Origin of the sequence: Nonomuraea sp. NPDC050786 (genome assembly GCF_040654115.1) — a bacterium.
Lineage (GTDB): Bacteria > Actinomycetota > Actinomycetes > Streptosporangiales > Streptosporangiaceae > Nonomuraea.
Window position 1 is genome coordinate 12,169 of sequence record NZ_JBFAHJ010000018.1, and the last position, 20,311, is coordinate 32,479.

The 20,311-nt window shown below is 71.4% G+C and carries 15 protein-coding genes; 8 read left to right on the forward strand and 7 right to left on the reverse strand.

All coding sequences use genetic code 11. The annotated features are described in order from the left end of the window. The first annotated feature begins 45 nt into the window (after positions 1–45). Positions 46–792, forward strand: coding sequence for an ErmE/ErmH/ErmO/ErmR family 23S rRNA (adenine(2058)-N(6))-methyltransferase (gene erm / locus AB0H84_RS28905; RefSeq protein WP_357610719.1), 747 nt, complete (start codon positions 46–48; stop codon positions 790–792). Here the strand turns inward: erm and AB0H84_RS28910 are convergent. Continuing rightward, positions 781–2,175 (reverse strand): hypothetical protein, encoded by a 1,395-nt coding sequence (locus AB0H84_RS28910; protein WP_357610722.1) that lies wholly within the window; start codon positions 2,173–2,175, stop codon positions 781–783. The two genes, erm and AB0H84_RS28910, sit on opposite strands and share 12 nt — an antisense overlap. A 118-nt stretch (positions 2,176–2,293) precedes the next feature. Between AB0H84_RS28910 and AB0H84_RS28915 the strand changes: the two genes are divergently transcribed. Beyond that, the gene (locus AB0H84_RS28915; protein WP_357610725.1) at positions 2,294–3,865 is read left to right on the forward strand and encodes a hypothetical protein; all 1,572 of its coding nucleotides are present in this window, start codon (positions 2,294–2,296) and stop codon (positions 3,863–3,865) included. 41 nt (positions 3,866–3,906) lie between these two features. Here AB0H84_RS28915 and AB0H84_RS28920 read toward each other — a convergent pair whose 3' ends face one another. From AB0H84_RS28920 to AB0H84_RS28930, 3 genes are all read right to left on the reverse strand, one after another. Further along, positions 3,907–5,316, reverse strand: a complete 1,410-nt coding sequence (locus AB0H84_RS28920) for a carbohydrate-binding protein (protein WP_357610728.1) — start codon at positions 5,314–5,316, stop codon at positions 3,907–3,909. Next, positions 5,313–6,887, reverse strand: a complete 1,575-nt coding sequence (locus tag AB0H84_RS28925) for a cellulose binding domain-containing protein (RefSeq protein ID WP_357610731.1) — start codon at positions 6,885–6,887, stop codon at positions 5,313–5,315. The genes AB0H84_RS28920 and AB0H84_RS28925 overlap by 4 nt, the downstream gene beginning before the upstream one ends. 225 nt (positions 6,888–7,112) lie before the next feature. Beyond that, the gene (locus AB0H84_RS28930; protein ID WP_357610734.1) at positions 7,113–8,942 is read right to left on the reverse strand and encodes a M14 family zinc carboxypeptidase; all 1,830 of its coding nucleotides are present in this window, start codon (positions 8,940–8,942) and stop codon (positions 7,113–7,115) included. A gap of 160 nt (positions 8,943–9,102) precedes the next feature. Between AB0H84_RS28930 and AB0H84_RS28935 the strand changes: the two genes are divergently transcribed. The 3 genes from AB0H84_RS28935 to AB0H84_RS28945 are packed head-to-tail and all read left to right on the forward strand — an operon-like array spanning position 9,103 to position 12,382. Beyond that, a complete protein-coding gene (locus AB0H84_RS28935) occupies positions 9,103–10,014 on the forward strand; it encodes an ATP-binding cassette domain-containing protein (protein ID WP_357610737.1) in 912 nt (303 codons plus the stop codon). Then, a complete protein-coding gene (locus AB0H84_RS28940) occupies positions 10,011–10,772 on the forward strand; it encodes an ABC transporter permease (RefSeq protein ID WP_357610740.1) in 762 nt (253 codons plus the stop codon). Before AB0H84_RS28935 ends, AB0H84_RS28940 begins: the two co-directional genes overlap by 4 nt. Beyond that, entirely contained in the window at positions 10,769–12,382 is a 1,614-nt protein-coding gene (locus tag AB0H84_RS28945; protein WP_357610742.1) for a CocE/NonD family hydrolase, read from the forward strand. Before AB0H84_RS28940 ends, AB0H84_RS28945 begins: the two co-directional genes overlap by 4 nt. Here AB0H84_RS28945 and AB0H84_RS28950 read toward each other — a convergent pair. Further along, on the reverse strand, positions 12,355–15,399 hold the full coding sequence (locus AB0H84_RS28950) for a BTAD domain-containing putative transcriptional regulator (protein ID WP_357610745.1): 3,045 nt from the start codon (positions 15,397–15,399) through the stop codon (positions 12,355–12,357). The two genes, AB0H84_RS28945 and AB0H84_RS28950, sit on opposite strands and share 28 nt — an antisense overlap. 354 nt (positions 15,400–15,753) lie before the next feature. Here AB0H84_RS28950 and leuE point away from each other — a divergent pair, with 354 nt between their 5' ends. Together leuE and AB0H84_RS28960 are read left to right on the forward strand one after the other, a co-directional pair. Beyond that, entirely contained in the window at positions 15,754–16,398 is a 645-nt protein-coding gene (leuE, locus tag AB0H84_RS28955) for a leucine efflux protein LeuE (RefSeq protein ID WP_357610748.1), read from the forward strand. A gap of 215 nt (positions 16,399–16,613) precedes the next feature. Continuing rightward, positions 16,614–17,255 carry a VC0807 family protein gene (locus AB0H84_RS28960; protein WP_357610751.1) on the forward strand — a complete coding sequence of 214 codons (642 nt, stop codon included), beginning with the start codon at positions 16,614–16,616 and terminating at the stop codon, positions 17,253–17,255. Here the strand turns inward: AB0H84_RS28960 and AB0H84_RS28965 are convergent. Further along, on the reverse strand, positions 17,163–18,101 hold the full coding sequence (locus tag AB0H84_RS28965) for a hypothetical protein (protein ID WP_357610754.1): 939 nt from the start codon (positions 18,099–18,101) through the stop codon (positions 17,163–17,165). The two genes, AB0H84_RS28960 and AB0H84_RS28965, sit on opposite strands and share 93 nt — an antisense overlap. After that, positions 18,098–19,294 carry a histidine kinase gene (locus AB0H84_RS28970; RefSeq protein ID WP_357610757.1) on the reverse strand — a complete coding sequence of 399 codons (1,197 nt, stop codon included), beginning with the start codon at positions 19,292–19,294 and terminating at the stop codon, positions 18,098–18,100. Before AB0H84_RS28970 ends, AB0H84_RS28965 begins: the two co-directional genes overlap by 4 nt. Positions 19,295–19,686: 392 nt before the next feature. Between AB0H84_RS28970 and AB0H84_RS28975 the strand changes: the two genes are divergently transcribed. After that, on the forward strand, positions 19,687–20,304 hold the full coding sequence (locus AB0H84_RS28975; protein WP_357610760.1) for a DedA family protein: 618 nt from the start codon (positions 19,687–19,689) through the stop codon (positions 20,302–20,304). Positions 20,305–20,311: the final 7 nt, after the last annotated feature.

Here is a 20,311-nt window from a genome sequence, read left to right on the forward strand (position 1 = left end):
TCACATACTCAGCGCAAAGCCAGGAACAGCGGTGGCCGCACGCCCGTGGACCGGGCGCGACGCGCGCTGTCGCAGAATTTCCTGGCCGACCGGCATGCGGTCGATCTGATGGTGAAGGCCGCCGCCCCCGAAGGGCTCGTGCTGGAGCCCGGCGCGGGCGAGGGGGTGCTCACCTTGGCGCTGGCCGAGGCGGGCGCGAAGGTCGTCGCCTACGAGATCGACCCGAGGCTCGCCGTACGGCTGGCCGCCCGCACGAGCGGCGATCCCAGGATCGACGTGGTCAGGGGCGACTTCACCACCGCTCGGGCGCCGCGGGAGCCGTTCGCGGTCGTGGGCAACATCCCGTACTCGATCACGTCGAAGATCGTGGACTGGTGCCTGCGGGCGCACTCGCTGACCTCGGCGACGCTGCTCACCCAGCGGGAGTACGCCCGCAAGCGCACGGGCGACTACGGCCGCTGGAGCCTGGTCACGGTCGAGTCGTGGCCGTGGTTCAGCTGGCGGCTCCGCGACACGATCGGCAGGGAGTGCTTCCGGCCCGTCCCGTCCGTCGACTCGGCGATCCTGCGCATCCAGCGCAGGCCGCAACCGCTCGTTCATGCGCGGCGGTCGTACCTGGAGCTCGTCGAAGTGGGGTTCGGCGGCGTGGGCGGCTCGGTGCGCGCCTCGCTGAAGAGGCGCTACCAGGGGGTGGACGCCGCGCTGGAGGCCGCGGGCGTCGCCCGTGACGCCGTCGTCGGCCACGTCCACCCCGACCAGTGGATCGCCTTGTGGGGGCGCCTATGCCGGTGACTTGATCCAGGCCGGTGCCGAGCGCCCGGTGAGGTGGGCCAGTCCCGGGGCCGCGGTGGAGACGCGGCGGCCCCAGGGCATGGCCAGCAAGAGGACCGGCAGCAGCACGATCGACGCCCGCGACCAGTCCTGGTGCAGGTACCACCAGGTGTTGACGTCGAACTGCGTCATGTAGAGGTAGCCGTATCCGGCCCAGATCGACACGCCCACGATGGCCGGCCAGGCGAACCTGGTGGGCCTGGCGATCAGGAACGGCATGAACCACATCAGGTACTGGGCGCCCAGCCGCGGCGTCACCACCATGAAGATCAGCAGGATGGCGATGGTCATGTCGATCGGGTCGGCTCGCCGCCAGATGAGAATCGCCGCGATGACGCACGCGTAGATGAGGTTCGTGCCGAGGGAGGCCAGCGCCGGTATCAGCGCCCAGTCGCCGCCGGTGAACCACGGCGTCCAGCCCCACTCGCCGATGATCGGCCGGATGTCCCGGATCGTGTTGATCACCGCGGGGATCTGGTCGAGGGACGTGCCCGCGAAGATCGGCAGCGTGACCAGGAAGAACACCGGCAGGAGCCCGGTGGTGAACAGCGCCGCGACCCGGGAGCGCAGGTTGGGCAGGAGCAGCAGCATGCCGGGGATCAGCCAGATCGGCCAGCTCTTCGCGCACAGCGCCAGGCCCATCAGGATCCCGGCCAGCGCGCCGCGCTTGAGGTCGGCCCGGTCGTCGGGCCCCGGCAGCAGGGCGCGGTGCAGCATGCCGCCCCGGCCGATCACCCGCGGGATCGAGGAGCGCACGCCGTACGCGGCCACGCCCGCCCGCACCTTGGCGACGACGTCCGTCGCGATGCCGGGACGCTCCAGCGGGCCGGAACCGCGGGCGACCACGAACGCGGCCACGCCGAAGACGAGCGCGACCGGCTCCACCTGGCCATGGATGCAGGCGATCATCAGGGCGAGCGGGTTGAGCGCGTACTGCAGGGCCCGCAGCGACGCCTTGGGACCGCCGGCCAGCTTGGCCACCAGCGGGATGAGCACGATGTCGGCGACCACGGTGACCAGGCGCCCGGCGAACTCCCACGGGATGCCGAGCCAGAGCAGGATGCCGTACACGTAGGGGATGGTCGGCAGGAAGTGCCAGCCGCCCTCGCTGGCCAGCACCGGGTCCTGGCCGCGCAGCACCGCCTCGCCCGCGGGCTTGAAGCTCTCCATGAAGTCGACCGGCTGCCACGAGTCGATCGCCGACGTGTACATGATCAGCAGGCGGACGGCCACGCCCACGAGGACGGCGACAATGAGCGGTGGTCGCCAATCACGCCATTGGGCGATGAGAGCGAGCACGACACCGGCGACGAGGACTATCCCCGTGAGAACTGCGTAATCCATGGCGGCCTCTAGCCTGCCGCAACACCGGCAGTGGTTGCCACCAGGGCTTCCAATTCTTATCCCCGACATGCCGATACGTATGGCGATAGAGGCTCACTGTCTGTGTTGAACTTTTTCCATGGGGGGATCGCAGGTCAACCAGGCACTGGTCAGGCTCTATTTCGAGGTGAGGGATGCGACACGGGACCCGGTCGCCACCTGGGCGAAACTCACAGCGAATTCACAGCAATATCGCGCGGCGCGGGGCGAGCGGCGGGTGCCGCTCGACGACGCCACGGTCGCCGAACTGGTGGCCGCGGCGATGATGCACACCGCCGCCCATCACGGGGCGGACCGGGTGGCGGCGCTGGCCACCTCGCCGCTGGCGCGGCTGGTCGGCGGTCTCGGCGGCGCGGTGCTGACCGAGCATCCGTGCGCGCCCGAGCAGGTGCTGGGGCCGCGGTTCGCCGGCCCGGGCGCCGACGACTGGGCGCGGGCGGCGTACGTGCTGCAGTGGGGAGAGCACAACCGGCTGGTACGCACGCCGGACACGCCCTGGGTGATCGCCGGGCGGTACAAGGGGCAGAAGGTGGTCGCGGTGGGCACGCATCCCACGCGGCTGTCGGACGAGACGCTGGTCGTGCGCCCCGGCACGGACGGGGCGCTGGCGATGGCCATGGGGCACGTGCTGCTCAAGGAGTTCTACCTGGACAGGACGCCGTTCGCCGAGCACGCCATGGAACGCACCGACCTGCCGTCCCTGGTGCGGCTGCGGGCGCGCGAGGCGGCGTACGTGCCGGGCGGGCTGCTGGGGCGCGGCTGTGACCGGCTGAGCGTGTACGGCGGCGAGGCGGTGGAGGTGCTGCTGCCGCGCTTCGACGACGGGCCCGGCGTGCTGCGCCGCGGCGTGCCGGTGCTGCGGGAGGGCGAGGAGCTGGTGACGACCGTGTTCGACCTGCTGCTGGCCGCCTACGGGGTGTCGCGCCCCGGGCTGCCCGGTGTCTGGCCGTCCGGGTACGCCGACCGGGCGGAGCCGTACACGCCGGCCTGGCAGGAGGCGTGCACCGGGGTGGCCGCGTCGCGCACGCTGAAGATCGCACGCGAGCTGGGCGTGACGGCGGAGAAGACGGGAGGGCGGTGCCTGATCGTGCCGGGGCGGCTGGACACGCCGCACGCCGACACCGCCTACCGGGCGATGGTGGCGCTGCTGGTGCTCACCGGGTGCGGCGGCGGGTGGGCGCAGGCGAGCGGGGCGGGGATCCCGCTGGTGCCGTACCTGTGCCTGCACGCGTGCGGCGAGGACCTGTCGGACGTGGGCGCGCTGAGCTGGGCGCTGGCCGACGGGCTGTTCGCGCGCAGGACGTCGCGCTCGGTGCTGCTGGAGGCGGTGCGCGACGGCTGGCCGATGGCGCCGCCGCCGCGCGTGCTGGCCCTGCCGCGGCCGATCTACCCGCTGCCGCCCGACGTGGACCTGCTCATCGGGCCCGACGAACACTGCGACCTGTCGGCGCCGGACGCGGAGGCGGTGGCGGACGCGGTCGAGAAGCTCTCCGGGCGCAGGCCCTCCGCCGAGACCGTCACCGGTCCCGGCGGGGGGCGGATGCGGCTGCTGGTGGACCACGCCTGGATGCACGAGTACGGCGAGGCGCTGCCGACCTACCGGCCGCCGGGCCTCGGCGTCCCGCTCAAGCCCACCCAGCTCGTCATGTGACCGCGGCCCGCCCCCCGGTGCGGAGACGGGCCGGTGAGCGGTCAGAAGCCGGCGGTGATCCTGGTGAACTCCCAGTCGGCCTGGGATATGCCGCTGCAGTTGGAGACCACGCCGCCGCCGGGGCAGGGGCGGTCACGGTTGACTGCCCAGTAGGCGAGCCTGGTCAGGCCGTGCGACCTGGCCCAGTCGCGGATCTGCGTCCAGGTGGACGGGGAGGTCTGCTCCTGCTGGTCGGACAGGCCGTTCATGCCAGAGATGCCCATGTGCGCGTACGCCTGGGCGTCGCTCCACCCGAAGGCGCTCTTCAGCGCGTTCTTCAGGCCCTCGGAGGCGTTGACCGTGTCCTGGTACATGTTCGTGCCGCCGAAGTCGAACGGCATGATCGTGTAGTTGTCGATCGGCACGCCGAGCGCCTTGGACTGGTTGATGAGCCGCACGCCGGGGGCGGTGGGACCGGTCTTGGAGGTGCCGAAGGTGACGACGGCCTTGACGTTCGGGTTGTTCTGCTTGATGATCTTGATCCCGTTCAGGATGCGGTCCTGGACGGTGTAGTTCTCGAACTCGTCGGTGTTCTCGATGTCGAAGTCCACGACGGCGGGGCCGACGGCGTTGATGACCTGCTGCACCGCGCCCGCGAACGCCTGCGGCGTGGAGCAGTTGGGGCCGAGCTTGTTACCCGACCAGCCGCCGAAGGAGATCTGGACGCTGCCGCCCTTCGACTTGATCGTGTTGATCGCCTGCTGGTCGGCGCCACCGGTCAGCGGGCGGTTGCCGTCCCAGGCGGGGGTGCAGCCGCCGCTGGACAGGATGAACGCCATCGTGAACGACTTGACGCCGGTCGCGTCCATGACGGTGCCCGGGTTGGGCGGGTTGCCCCAGCCCATGTAGAGGTAGGGAGCGCCGGCCATCTTGGTCCCGCCGCCGGTGCAGCCGCTGGTGGTGGCGGTGGCGTCGCGGCCGGACGACTCACCCGCCGAGTTGTACGCCTTCACCGTGTACGTGTGCGTCGTGCACGTGCCGAGCCCGGAGATGGTCGCGCTGGTGCCGCTGACCTGGGCCCGCTGCGTCGAGCCCTCGTACACGCGGTAGCCGGTCACGGTGCCGGACGAGGCGCCCCAGCTCAGCGAGATGCTGGAGTTCGTCACGGACGTGCTGACCGCGCCGGGCTGTCCGGGCGCGCCGGGGTTGCCGCCGCCCGAGCCGGGCTTCCAGAGCGCCGGCACGTTGGGCGGCGTCCAGTCGGGCTGCGAGGTGTGGGCCTGCAGGCACACGTAGTCGACGCCGTTGTAGGTGACGACGTCGCCGACGGCGTACGCGGTCCACGGGGCCCAGGCGGCGGCCAGCTGCTGCACGGCTCCGTACGCGGCGGGCGCGGCGGCCGTGAATCCGGCGCCGGTCAGCGCGAGGGCGATCCCGGCGAGTAACGCGAGGAATTTGCTGCGAAATTTCATGGCATTCCCTGGAGGTGGGGCTTGACGGTCTTGGAGAAGGACCAGTTGTTGCTCGCGTCCCAGTTGATGGACCACGTCATCGCGCCCCTGATGTCCGGGTAGGCGCGCGGTGGCACGAAGGTCCCGCAGCTGGTGCGCTTGGCCAGGCAGTCGAGCGCCTGGTTGACGAGGGAGGGCGAGACGACGCCGCCGCCCGCGGCGCCCGGCCCGGCCGGCAGGCCCAGCGCCACCTGGTCGGGGCGCAGGCCGTTCTCGAGCTGGATGCAGGCGAGGGCGGTCATGAAGTTCACCGAGCCCTGGGTGTACGCCTGTGCCTGGTCGCAGCCGAGCATCGAGCCGGAGTTGTAGTACTGCGTGTGGACGACCGTGAGGATGTCCTTGATGCTCAGGGCGAGCTTGAAGTACTCCATCCCGGTCGACTGCATGTCGATGGTCTGGGGGGCCATCGTGATGATCAGCCCGGAGCCGGCCTTGGCGCGCAGCGACCTGAGCGCCTGGGCCAGGTAAGTGGCGTTGAGGCCGTTCTCCAGGTCGATGTCCACGCCGTCGAAACCGTAGGCGCGCATCAGCGCGTACACGGAGTCGGCGAACCTCGTCGCGCCGGCCGCGTCGGCGACCTGCACCCGGCCTGCCTCGCCGCCGACGGACAGGACGACCTTCTTGCCCCGCTGGTGCAAAGCCTGCACGTCGGCCCTGAACTGGGCGTCGGTGTACCCGCCGACCGCCGCGGCCAGGCCGGGGTCGAGCGCGAAGGCCACCTCGCCCGGGGTGGCGGTGGCCTCCCCGAACGCGATCGCGACCAGGTCGTACTCGTCGGGCACGGCCGACAGCTTGAGCTCGGCGGCGGCGTTGGCGAAATTGTGCCAGTAGCCGGTGAGGAAGTGCTTCGGCAGGTTTCCACCGCCGCCGGTGCAGCCGGTGGTGGTCGCGGTGGCGTCGCGGCCGGCCGACTCCCCCGCCGGGCTGTACGCCTTTACGGTGTAAGTGTGGCTCTCGCAGGCGCCGAGCCCGCCGATCGTGGCCGTGGTGCCCGTGACAGTGGCCTTGACAACGCTCCCTTCGTAGACGCGGTAACCGGTCACCGTTCCGGAGGACGCCCCCCACGTGAGGGTGATAGCGCTGGCGGTGGCGGCGGCCGAGACGGCGCCCGGCGCGCCGGGCGTTCCGGTCGAGGAGCCGCCGCACGGAGCGCCGTTCAGCGTGCAGCCGGTGATGCCGGGGAAGTTGCCGGGGCTGCCGTTGAAGCCGAAGCTTGCGCTGCCCCCCGCCGGGAGCGCGGGCGCCCAGCTCGGGTTGATGAAGGTGTAGTGCTGCCCGCTCCGCGACATGACCGCGTCCCACGCGGAGGGGATCGAGTAGCCGGCGGGGACGTCGAACTGGACGTTCCAGCCGGTCATGGCCGTGGTGGTGGCGTTGGTGACGGTGACCTTGCCCTCGAAGCCGGAGCCCCAGTCGGAGACCTTGACGAACGTCGCGGTGGCCCCGGATGCGAGGGGGGCGGCCTGGGCGGGGAGGGCGTACAGGCTGAGTGCGAGGGTGGAGAGGGCCAGGAGGATCGCGCGAGGTCTCACGAGTTCTTCCTTCGGGGGTGAGGCGCCGTACGCCTTGCGCCGGGGGGTGAGAGCGCAAGCCGTACGGCGCCGGCAAGGAGAGGCCGGCTCGGGAGTGATGAACTTATAGGAAACTTTCCTAAGTATTTGGCGCGATCGTAGCCTTGACACCGGATGCTTACAAGACCCAAACATGACTCCGCCGTACAAGACACAGGATCTTGTACGGCGGAGCGGCGGTGCGGTCTACGGTTGCTGGGTGATCTTGATGTCGTCCACGCCCGCCTCCACCAGGGAGGCGCCCGAGGCGTCGGCGGCGTCGATGAGGATGCGGACCGTCTGGCCCGCGAACGCGTTCAGGCTCGCGGTGGCCGTGGCCCAGGCGCCGTTGCGGTTCGAGGCAGCGCCGGCCTGGTTCAGGACCGTGGTGGTGGTGTTGCCGACCACGCGGACCCGGAAGTAGTCGGCGCTGGAGGCGTTCGAGCCGTGCGCCAGGTACCACGACAGCGACAGGTTCAAGGCGCCCGTGGACGGGAGTGTGATCGGGGGCGACTGGATCGAGGTGACGCCGCCGTCGACGTCGTTGTCACCCGCCGATGAGCCCGCGAGCCGGCCGGTGACCAGGTCGTTCGTGCCGCTGACCGTGCTGCCGAGCTGCTTGGCGCCGCTCGAGGTGGTGTCCTCGGGATCGCCGCGCTCCCACTGGCCGATCGTGGCGGTGTCGGTGCCCGACGGGTTGACCGTCCAGCCGGTGGCGGTCTCGAACGTGTCGGAGTAGACGGTCACCGGCGGGGTGCCCGTGCCGCAGTACTGGGCCTCCTTGCCGATGATCCGGTAGACGCAGTCCGAGTACTCGAGGAAGCGGAGCACGGCCTCCTTGTTACGGGTGGTCTGGGGCACGATCTGCTCGTCAGGTGGGTAGAAGCCCGGGTTGGAGCCGGTCGGGTACATCTCGAACGTGAAGCTGAAGATCTTGTAGACGCCCCACATCCAGTCGTCGATGGTCCCGTCGGTGATGTAGAGGTCGCTGGACTGCTCGGGCGTGTAGCCGTTGGTGGCGGCCATGTTCTGGCCGAGCGTCGCGTGCGCGTCCCGGTCGTCCTGGGTCAGGCCGGGAGCGGTGTCGCTGAAGGTGTAGCCGTAGGGCCACAGGACCAGTTCGCTGTAGGTGTGCCAGTCGAGGTTGGTCTTGATCTGCTGCACGCCGCCGACGACCCGGCTGCGCACCCAGTTGGCCGCCGCCTTGACCTCGGGCGCCGACTCGGCGCTCGCGCCCCGGTACGTCTCGCTGGACGTGGTGCCCGACGAGCCGCCGCAGCAGCCCCAGTTGTAGGCCCAGTTGCGGTTCAGGTCGGTGCCGACGGCCGACGAGCCGGAGTTCGGCTGCCGGTTCTTGCGCCAGGAGCGGTAGGAGCCGGTGGCGATGTCGTACTCGCCGCCGTCCGGGTTGAGGTCCGGCATGATCCAGATCTCCCTGGTGTTCACCAGGTTGGTGATCCTGGAGTCCGTGCCGTAGTTGTCGGCCAGCAGGTGCATGATGTACAGCGCCATCTCGACCGTCAGGTGCTCGCGGGCGTGCTGGTGGGCGGTGAAGAGCACCTCGGGCTCGTTCTCGTCCGTGCCCACGTTGTCGCTGATCTTGACCAGGCGCAGCGCGCGGCCCTCGTACGAGGTGCCGAACGTGGTCTGGCTGACGATGTTGGGATGGGCCGCGACCAGGGCGTTGATGTCCGCGTTCATCTCCGCGTAGTTGTGGTACCCGGAGTCCGCCGGCGGGAAGTCAAGCGTCCCGACGCCGGACGGGGATGTCGGGCGCGGCGCCTCCGCCACCCGGTAGCCGAGCCGCCTGATGGCGGAGATCTCGGCCTCCGTCGCCGTGACCAGGACCGAGTCCTTGGCCACCTCCTCGATGGCCGCGCCGGTGGCCGCGACGGCGCTGCGCTGGTGCGCGTTCGCGGGGCCCTGGACGCGGTACTGCTTGTTGGCCGGGGGCTCCGCGGTGGCGCCCGCCCCGGTCATGCCGGTCAGGCTGATCAGGCTGAGGGCTGCCAGCAGGATGACTAATCGGTGTCGCACCTGTCCTCCTCGGGCGCTCGGGATCGGGTCGTGTCCGGCGCCTGACCCGAGACTGCAGACCCGGCCGCGCCGGGGAAAGGCCCAAAGTTACGGACATGCACCATCCCCCTGACAGGTCGCTGCCAGGTGGATGCCAGCGGGCCCGGACACCGTTGGGGACATGAAGTACGCGATCGAGGCCGAAGGGCTCGTCAAGAGATACGGTGACAAGACCGCGCTGGATGGCATCGACCTGCGGGTCAGGACGGGCGCCGTGCTCGGCGTCCTGGGCCCGAACGGCGCGGGCAAGACCACGGCGGTCCGCATCCTCGCCACCCTGGCCGCCCCCGACGCCGGGCGGGCCCTGGTCGGCGGGTACGACGTGACCCGCCAGGCCCGCAAGGTACGCGAGCTGATCGGCCTGACCGGCCAGTACGCCTCGGTCGACGAGAAGCTGACCGGCCCCCAGAACCTGCTGCTGATGGGCCGCCTGCTCGGCCTGTCGAGGTCGGAGGCCCGGACCAGGGCGGCGGAGCTGCTGGCCCGCTTCGGCCTGGAGGAGGCGGCCGGCCGCGCGGCGAGCGGCTACTCGGGCGGCATGCGCCGCCGCCTAGACCTGGCGGTCAGCCTGGTGAGCCGCCCGCGCATCCTGTTCCTCGACGAGCCGACCACGGGGCTCGACCCCCACGCCCGCGGCGAGCTGTGGGAGGTGGTCAGGGAGCTGACCGCCGACGGCGTGACCGTGCTGCTGACCACCCAGTACCTGGAGGAGGCCGACCAGCTCGCCGACGACCTGCTGGTCATCGACCGGGGCCGGGTCGCCGCCGCCGGGACGCCCGACGAGCTCAAGGCGCTGGCGGGCGGACACCGGCTCGACGTCAAGCCACTGCACGCCGCCGACCTGGAGAAGGCCGAGGCGATCCTCGGCGCGAAGGCCGTGGACGGCGTGGTGAGCATCCCGGTGCACGACCTGGCCGAGCCGCCGGCCGCGCTCCGGGCGCTCGACGACGCGGCGATCGTGCTCGCCGAGCACGCCCTGCGCCTGCCCTCACTTGACGACGTCTTCCTCACCCTGACTGGAGACCCCCGATGACCACCGCGCTTTCCCAGGGGCTGACGCTGGCCTGGCGCAGCCTGATCCCGCTGAAGAACAGTCCAGGCCAGCTCTTCGGCATGCTGTTCCAGCCCGTCTTCATGATCGTCATCTTCGTGTACCTGTTCGGCGGCGCCGCCGGGGGTGACCGCGCGGGCGCGGTGGCGTACATGCTGCCCGGTGTGCTCGTCCAGGTGGCGCTGATGTCGACGATCACCACCGGTATGAATTTGGCCACCGACATCGGCAACGGCGTGTTCGACAGGTTCAGGACCATGCCGATCGCCAGGTCGGCGCCGCTCGCGGGCCGCATCATGGCGGACCTGCTCACGCTGCTGATCACGATCGCGATGTCCATGATCGTGGGGTACGCCGTCGGCTTCCGCGTCACGACGGACCCGATCGCCGCGCTGGCGGGCCTCGGCCTGGTCCTGCTGCTGGCCATGGCGTTGAGCTGGGGCTCGGCCTGGATCGGGCTGGTGGCCAAGTCCGTCACGTCGATGCAGGGCATCTCGACGGCCGTCCTGCTGCCCCTCACGTTCGGCAGCAGCGCCTTCGTGCCCGCCACCGACATGCCCGGCTGGCTGACCTGGTGGATGTCCGTCAACCCCGTCTCGCACCTGGCCGGCGCGCTGCGCGGGTTCCTGACCGGCGGCCTGCACGTGTCGGACCTGTGGATCACGCTCGGCTGGACCGCCGCGCTGCTCGCCCTCTTCGTCCCCCTTGCCCTGCGCGCTTACAACAGGAGAGTCCGATGATCGAGACCACCGAGACCATGACCACCCGCGACGGCGTCGAGCTCGTGTCCACGCTGTGGCGACCCGCCGCTGATCGTCGCGGACCCGGCGACAGTGGGCACGGGCGCTTCCCCGTGCTGCTCTCGCGCACCCCGTACGGCCGGGCCGTCGAGGGCCCCGGCTTCCACCTCGACGTGCCCCGCCTCGTGGCCGCCGGGTACGCGGTCGTCCTTCAGGACGTGCGCGGCACGGGGGCCTCGCAGGGCGAGTTCCGGTTCGTCGGCGGCGAGGCGGCCGACGGCTACGACGCGGTCCGGTGGGCGGCGACCGCGCCGTGGTCTGACGGAAATGTCGGGATGTACGGGGATTCGTACCTGGGCATCACCCAGCTGCTCGCGGCCCAGGAGCGGCCGGAGGGCCTGCGGGCCATCGCACCGCACGTCGCCCCCGCCGGCTCGTACGAATGCGTCTACCAGCCGGGCGGCGTCCCCAACCTCAACATCATGCTCACCGTCAGCGCGATGGTGCTCGCCGTGGACGAGCTGGACCGCCGGATCCGCCTGGGCACGGCCACCCAGGAGGACAAGGAGAGGCACCTGGCCGCCATCGGCCTGCCGGACCGGATCGACGAGCGCCTGCGGGAGCTGGCCGAACGGCTGCCGCTCGGCGACCAGCCGCTCCTGGCCGACCTGGTGCCCTTCTACGCCCAGTGGATGGAGCACCCCGACCCGCTCGACCCGCTCTGGCGGGGCGGGATCGTCGACCACTCCAGGATCGAGGTGCCCGCGCTGGTCAGCACCGGCTGGTACGACTACTTCCGCGACGGCTCCATCGGGCACTACGAGCGGCTGCGCGGCGGGTCGCGGCTGATCGTGGGCCCGTGGACGCACTTCACGCACGAGCGGGACATCTGCGGACGCGACTACGGCGACCAGGCGAGCCAGGAGGCCGTCGACTGGACCGGAGTGCACCTCGACTGGTTCGACCACTGGCTGCGCGGGGCGCCGGCGCGCGACCGGGCCCGCGTGAAGATCTTCGTGATGGGTGACGACGCCTGGCGCGAGGAGGACGACTGGCCCATCGCTCGGGCCCGGCGCGTGCCGTACCACCTGGGCTTCGACGGGACGCTGAGCACGGCGCCCGTGGCGGGCGGCTCCGCCGAGTTCGTCGCCGACCCCGGCGACCCGGTGCCGACGCTCGGCGGGGCGGTCATGACGTTCGCCGCGTTCGGCCCGCTCGACCAGCGGCCCCTCGACGAGCGCGGCGACGTGCTGCGCCACCGGACCGAGCCGCTCGGCGCGCGCGTGGAGGTGAGCGGCGAGGTCGAGCTGGTCGCGCGCGTCTCCTCCACCGCCACGAGCGCGGACGTCACGGCCAAGCTGATCGACGTCCACCCTGACGGGCGGGCCGAGCTGCTGACCGACGGCATCGCGAGGGTGGATGGCCTCGTGCCCGGCGAGGTGCGCGAGGTGACGGTGCGGTTCGGCGCGATCTCGAACGCGTTCCGGCCGGGCCATCGGATCAGGATCGACGTGGCGGGCTCGAACTTCCCCAGATTCGGCCGGAACACGGAGAAGGGCACCACCACGCTGCACGGCCCGTCCTACGTCGTGCTGCCGACCATCCCGTAGACCTCTTCCCGCGACATGGCCGCGCCCTTGGCGAAGCACTCCTCGAAGTGCTCGTCACCGAGCGCGGCCCTGGTCGTCTCCAGGCCCTCCAACGTGTCGAGCGAGGTGTCGCGCGGTTCGATCGCCGACGACGCGCCGAACAGCACGGCCGCCCGCTCCTGGTCCCCCGCCGCCTGCGCGGCCAGCGCGAACCCGGCCAGCACCAGCGAGAGCATCGGCCGGTCGGGGTTGCCGGTGCCGAGAACTCCCAGGGCCAGCCGGTGCTGCTCGGTCGCGGCGTCCAGCTCGCCGGTCCGTGCCAGCGCCCGGCCGTACGCGGTCCTGAGCGCGGCGACGAGCTGCACCACGGGCGGAGCCTGCGCGAGCACGTCGAACAGGCCGCGGTAGATCTCCAGCCCGCGCTCCAGCTCCCCGCGCCGGCAGGCGTGGGCGGCCTCGCCCATCCCGAGCAGCAGCAGCGAGTGCGGCGTGGTCTCCTCGTCCACGCCGGCCCTGGCCCTCGCCAGGTCCTCGCCCGCGCCGTCCAGGTCGCCGCCGCGCATGCGCAGCTCCGCCAGCCTGATCAGGGTCGAGATCGCCTCGTCGGCGCCGACCCAGCGGCTGGTCATCCCCCAGACCTCGGCGATGATGTCGTCGGTCGGGGCGCCCCTGGCGGCCCGCAGCTCGGCCAGGCCAAGAAGCGCCTCGGTCAGCCCCCACCGGTCGCCGAGCCTCCTGAACCCGGCCACCGCCTGCTCCAGGTTCTCCTCGGTGCGAGTACCCGAGCCGCCGATCATGAGGGCGGAGCTGGACAGCCAGGGATCGTCGCTCTTGACGTACCCGGCGAGCAGTTCGGCGGCCACCTCGTCGCGGCCCGCGACGGCGGCCATGACGACCCTGCTGAGCTTGAGCATCGGGTGCAGCGGCCCCTCCAGCTCGGCCCGCTCGATCAGCAGGTCCATCCGGTGCGACAGCGCCAGCATGGCGGGCCGGTCGTTGGCGATCGTGCCGATCATGGAGACGCCGTGCGCGAACGTGCAGGACGTGTAGGCTTCGGCCAGCCCCGCCGGCGGCTCCTCCCCCACCAGGTCGAGCACCTGCACGGCCCAGGCCGTGCTCTCCCGCCGGTAGCCGCACATCCACCAGTACCAGTTGAGCGCCCCGCACAGCCGCAGCGCCGTCTCGACGTCCCGCTCGTCGATCGCCCAGCGCAGCGCGGCGGCGAAGTCGTCACGCTCGGGCGCCATCCGCTCGAGCCAGGCGGTCTGCGCGGCCGTGCGCAGCTCGGGCACCGCCCGTTCGGCCAGGTCCAGCAGGTACGCCGCGTGCCGCTGCCGGTACTCGCCGGCCTCCCCCGCCTCGGCCAGCCGTTCGAGCGCGTAGGCGCGGATGGTCTCCAGCATGGAGTAGCGGCCCTCGGGCGAGACCTGGACCAGCGACTTGTCGGCGAGCGCGCCCAGCACGTCCGCCGTCCCGCCGCAGACCGCCTCGACCGCCTCCAGCGTCGCGCCGCCCGCGAACACGCCGAGCCGCCTGGCCAGCACCCGCTCCTCCGCGCTCAGCAGGTCCCAGCTCCACTCCACCACCGCTCTGAGCGTCTGCTGGCGCGGCAGCGCGGTCCTGCTGCCGCCGGTGAGCAGCTTGAACCGGTCGTCGATGCGCTCCGCGAGCTGCTGCGGCGTCATGGTGCGCAGGCGGGCCGCGGCCAGCTCGATGGCCAGCGGCATGCCGTCCAGCCGGCGGCAGAGCGCCACCACGGCGGCCACGTTCCCGTCGTCGATCGCGAACCCGGGCCGGGCGGCGGTGGCCCGGTCCAGCAGTAGCCGGACCGACGGGTACGCCTCCGCCTGCGCGGGGTCCGCGCCGACGGGCGGCGGCGTGAGCGGCGGGATGGGCGCCAGGTGCTCGCCCGGCAGGTTGAGCGGCTCCCTGCTCGTGGCCAGCACCCGCAGGTCGGGGCATTCGGTGAGCAGCCGTTCGGCCAGCTCGGCGGCCGTGTCCACGAGGTGCTCGCAGTTGTCCAGCACGAGCAGCGCGGCCCGGCCCGCGACGGCCTCGGCCACCTGCGCCACCGGGTCGCCCCCGTCCGCGGGCATGCGGTACGGCGGACGGCCATCCCGCAGTTTCAGCGCGTCGAGCACGGTGCCGATGACCTCTTTCGGGTCGCTGACCGGGGCCAGCTCGACCATCCAGGCCGCCTCGGCGGATCGCAGCGCCACCTCGGTGGCCAGCCTGGTCTTGCCCGCGCCGCCGGGGCCGACCAGCGTGACCACCCTGGCCTGGCCGAGCAGGGCGGCGAGCTGGTCCAGCTCGGCCTCGCGACCGATGAAGCTGGTCCTCGGGGCCCGCACGTTGCCCCGCTGCCGGGCCTGGACCGGTGGGGCCTGCGCGCGTACCTCTCCCGAGATGACGGCCAGGTGGGCGGCGCGCAGCTCGGGCCCAGGATCGACGCCGAGCTCGTCGGCGAGCGTGCGGCGGGTCCGCTCGAACAGCTCCAGCGCCTCGGCCTGCCGCCCCTCGGCGGCCAGCGCCCGCATGGCCAGCGCGGCCAGCCGCTCGCGCAGCGGGTGCGCGGCGACCTCCGCGGTCAGCTCGACCGGCGCCCCGGCCGCCAGCCGCGCCTCGGCGCGGGCCTCGACGGCGGCGAGGCGCTCCTGCTCCAGGGCGGCGGCCGCGTTCGCCAGCAGCGGCACCGAGGTGAGGTCCGCCAGCGCCGGCCCCCGCCAGAGCTCCAGGCCCTCCCCGTTCCTGGCCGTCCTCCTGAACCGGAGCGCGTCCACGTCGTCCGGCGCCACGGCCAGCGCGTAGCCGCCCGGCCTGCTCTCCACCACCTCGTACGGGCGCAGCGCCGCCCGCAGCCGCCTGACCAGCGTCTGGAGGGCATTGGGCGCGTTGGCGGGGGGCTCGTCCGGCCACAGGGCGTCGATCAGCCGCTCCGCGGTGACGGTACGGCCGGCTTCCAGGGCCAGGACGGCCAGCAGCGCCCGCAACCTGAACCCACCGACCGCGACCGGTCCCTCGTCGCCTTCGACCTCCAACGGCCCAAGGATGGATATCCGCACATGTCACATCCTGCCCTGCCGCCCACCCCACGCGGACACCTCCGACCGCGGCACTACGGCCGCTCGGCGGCGGTCGCGCGGATGGTGTACGTCCCGGCGTAATTTGACGGGGACAGTCAAAGGGCACGGTCCGCGCGGCCACCCCTAGCCACGCGGACCGTGCCCATCTCGAACGGCGAACCCACCGGACAGCAGCGCCGCCAGCCACAGCGCGACAGTGGACCCGCTTTCATTTCATGGTAAACATATAGGAATTGAAGGTAAAGCTCAAATTCGGAACGGGCGAGATATCGTGATGTGCGGTCTAGCCTTCCCCCTGGAGCAAGCGGCATGTTCTTCGGTATCACGAACTTCTGGGCCTACGTCGTCGGCGCCTTCCTGATCATTCTTCTCCCCGGCCCGAACTCCCTCTACGTGCTCAGCTTCGCCGCCCAGCACGGCGTCCGCCGGGGCTACCGGGCCGCGGCCGGCGTCTTCCTCGGCGACACCGTGCTGATGTTCCTGGCCGCCGCCGGCGCCGCCTCACTGCTCCGCTCCAACCCGCTGCTCTTCACGATCGTCAAGTACGCGGGCGCCGGCTACCTGGCGTGGATCGGCTTCCAGATGATCAGGGGCGCCTGGCGATCGAGGACGGCGGCCGAGGAGAAGCCGCAGGTCAAGGCGGAGCGCCAGCCGCGCCCGTTCCGCAAGGCCCTGCTGATCAGCCTGCTGAACCCGAAGGCGATCCTCTTCTTCGTCTCGTTCTTCATCCAGTTCGTGGACCCGTCGTACGCCACCCCCGCGCTGTCGTTCCTCATCCTGGGCGCGGTCATCCAGGTGTTCAGCTTCCTCTACCTCACGGCGCTGATCTTCGGCGGCACCTTCCTGGCCACCCAGTTCCGCCGCCACAGAAAGCTCAGCGCCGGCCTGACCTCGGGCGTCGGCGCCCTGTTCCTCGGATTCGGCGCGAAGCTCGCCACCACGTCACTCAGCTGAAAGCCGGCCGAAAGGGTCTGCTGTTTTCGTGGGAACCAGATGGAACGAGTCAAAAGAGGCAGTCGCACCACCTGGCCTCGGGTACGGTAGGCCACCGGCGTGCTTCCCGGGGACACGGGTGATGCCGTTCTGGTTACGGCGAGCGCTCCATCTGGAAAGCCTTGTCCCCCGAAGCCCGGGTAGACGCTGATCGTCGGCCTATCTGCGGAGCAGCCTTGAACCATCCCCCAGTCACCCTCCCACGCCTCACCGCACTCGCCCGGCAGGCGGCTCCGAAGCTGCTCGAAGGCGTCGTGGCGCCGCTGGCGGTGTTCTACCTGGCCATGATGGTCCTCGGATTCAAGTGGGCGCTCGTCGCCACCGTCGCCTGGGTCTACCTGGGAGTGGCCTGGCGGCTGATCAGGCGCGTCAGGGTGCCCGCGACCATGTTCCTGGCCGCGGTCGCGATCACGGTCCGCGCCCTCGTGGCGTTCTGGACGGGCACGTGGATGTGGTTCTTCATCCAGCCGGAGATGGGCACGATCTGCATCAGCATGGCCTTCCTCGCCTCGGTCCGGCTCAACAGGCCGCTCGTGCAGAAGCTCACGCTCGACTACATCCACCTGCCGTCGGCGGTGCTCAAGCACGAGCGGGTGCGCAGGTTCTTCGCCAGGATCACGCTGCTGTGGGCCTTCGTGCTGCTGACGAACTCGACGTTGAGCATCCTCCTCGCGGTCCACGAGTACCTGGCGGGCTCGCTCGGCGCGTTCATGGTGCTGAGGACCTCAGCGGTGGCCGTGATCAGCGGCCTGGCGATCGCGTTCTCGATCTTCGCCTTCAAGCGCGTCCTGCACCGGCTGCACATCGCGCACACCTGACCGCTCGATGAGCAGGAACGCCCCGCACACCCCCATGACCAGCCCGGTCAGCATGCCGAACAGCTCCGCCAGGCCTCCCTGCGAGCCGAGCGGCGCCCCCACGGAGCTGATGATCATCACGTAGCAGCCGCCGCTGAACAGGGAGCCGGACCCGAGCCAGGCCACGACCAGCGGCAACCAGAACGGGCCGCGCCCCCGGCGCCCGACCATCAGCACGAGCGCGACGGCCCCCGCCACGGCGAACCCGCCCTCCACGGCGTCCTGAAGGCCGCCGAAGAGCTTGGCCACGCCGATCGGCGCGGCCACCAGCAGCGCACCCCAGGCCACCACCGTCTGGAACGACCTGGTGGCGGCGGCGAAGGGCTGGTCGAGCCGGGTGGTGAAGACGTGCGGCCACCGGTCGCGCGAGTAGAGCGCGAAGGCCGCCATGAGCCCGGCGCCCTGCACGATGAACCCGCCGTAGACCATCATGTAGATCCACGGCTCGACGGGCCCGCCGGTCTCGAACACCGACAGCCCACCGGCCAGCACCATGATCGGCACCGTGACGATCACCGTCGAGAGCAGGCCGGTGCCCACCCACAGCGGGAGCAGCACGAGCCACGGGGGCAGCCGCAGCCCCCAGCGCGTGGCGAACGCCAGCGCCAGCAGCAGCCCGACGGCTTCCATGCCGAACGTCATCGCGTTGAGCCCGACCATCGCCGGGTCGTTCAGGAAGCCGGGATCGGTGGTGCCGATCGAGCTGCCGGTCAGCCAGAGCACCTTCAGCGTGAGGTACGGCAGCATCGCGGCGACCGCGACGATCGCGGCGGTGACGCGCCCGATGCCCGCTCTCTGTTCAGTCATGCCCCCGAGCGTCGCGCGCCGGGCGGCCGGTTCCCTCCCGAGCCGTGGGGATCCTCCTCGCCCGTGCGAGGGATGGTCACATCCAGCTCGAAGCCGTCACCGACCGGTCCGGCGGTCAGCGTGCCACCGGCGAGCCGTACGCGCTCGCGCAGTCCCGCCAGCCCCAGCCCGCCCGGCAGCGCGGTCGACCGGCCCCGAGGCCGGCTGTTGCGCACCGTGACCTGGCCGGGCGCGACCCGCACCGTGACGGCGGCCCCCGGCGCGTGCTTGGCCGCGTTCGTGAGCCCCTCCTGCACCACCGCGTGCGCCAGGCAGGGCACCGGCCCGGGCGCCACGTCCAGGGTGATCGGCATGCCCGAGTCCCTGGCCCGCCGCACCAGCTCGGCCACGTCCTCGTCCACGGGTGACAGCGGCGCCGCGTCGGAGTCCTCCCGGAGGAGCCCGATGATCTGGCGCAGCCGCTCCGTGGCGTCCGCCGCCGCCAGCCGCAGCTCCCCCGCCGCCCTGACGTGCGCCTGGTCCAGCCCGGCCGCCAGCTCCAGCCCCGCGGCCCTGACCGCGATCAGGGCCAGGTCGTGGCCGAGCGAGTCGTGCATGTCCCGCGCGATCCTGGCCCGCTCGCGCAGCCTCGCCTGCGCCTCGGCCGACAGCCTGGCCTGCGTGCGCTGCTGCAGCAGCCGCCTCCTGAGCAGCCCCAGCAGGTACGGCAGCACGTACGTGCCGAGCAGCCCCGTCACCATGGACACCCACAGGGCGAGATCGGCGCCCTGGGCCAGCACCACGCCCACGCCGACGACCGAGATCAGGCAGAAGGCCACCAGCGCCGGCCAGAGCGCGGCCAGGCGCCGCCCGGTGAGGTAGGCGTACCACATGATGAACGGCGAGGTGGCCAGCAACGGAAGGATCTTCACGCCGCGCCGGGGCAGCAGCCAGCTCAGGTCCACGGTCGCGAACCCCTCGCTGAACCGCCACGGCCCCAGCGGCAGCAGCAGCACCAGCGCGGCCAGCGGCCAGCGGCGGCCGACCAGCACCGCCACCGCGGCCAGCCCGATCCTGGGCACGGTCACCATGCCGAACGCGGCCGGATCCCTGACCGGGTCAGGACCCATGGCCGCGACGAAGATGCCGAGCACGGCACAGAGCAGCAGGTCGTAGAGCACCTGGCGGCGGCTCTCCCGGCGAAAACGTCTCACGGCACCGACGTTATCCGCCGCACGGGGCGCGAGGTCCTGCCCGAAAGTCGCCCGGCGACCCTGACGAAAGTCAGGGTGGGGGCTCGTCCCCCTGTCGCGGTAGAGCTAGCACCACCTCGAAAGCGCCTACCTCCACTCCTGTCTCCGCCTGCGGGAAGCGGTTTGATCGATGGTGTCAGCCGGAGGTCGGAACCGCGCCCCTGACGAAAGTAGGGGGTGGCGCGTGTCGATCGTCCGATGTGCCGTGACCTGCGGAGTTTCTACCTTCATGGGGAACCGGCCCTGACCCGCTTAAGGGATGGGTCCGCGTTCGACCCGGGGCATCCCCGATGTCCCCGGCCCGCCCACGCCGACACGCTGTGTGGGTGCCCTAAAGATCGGAGTACACGCTCATGTCGCACGCCATCCTCGACCTGGTCCAGCAGGTGATGTCATCGCCCTGGTTATACGCCGCGCTGTTCGCCCTCGCGCTGCTCGACGGGTTCTTCCCCATCGTGCCGGCCGAGACCTCGGTGATCACCGCCGCGGTCTTCGCCGCGTCGGGCGAGACGAACCTGGGTCTGGTCATCCTGGTCGCGGCACTGGGCGCGTTCGCGGGTGACCACATCTCCTACCTGATCGGCAACAGGTCGGCGGGCAGGCTGCGGGAGAAGAAGGCGTTCGTCTGGGCACGCGACGCGCTGGCCGAGCGGGGCGGTCTCGTCCTGGTCGTGGCCAGGTACATCCCCGGCGGGCGCACCGCGACCACGCTGACCATGGGCGCCGTACGGCATCCGCTGCGCTCGTTCACGTTCTTCGACGCGATCGCGGCGAGCTCGTGGGCGGTGTACTCCGGGCTGATCGGCTTCTTCGGCGGGATGGCGTTCGAGAACGACCCGATCAAGGGGCTCCTCCTCGGGCTGGGCATCGCGGTGTCCATCACCGCGGCCGTCGAGGTCGTGAGATGGCTCAGGAAGCGACGCGCCATCCAGCCTTCTCCGGAACGTCTTCCTGCGGACACGTCCGTTTGACCCTGCC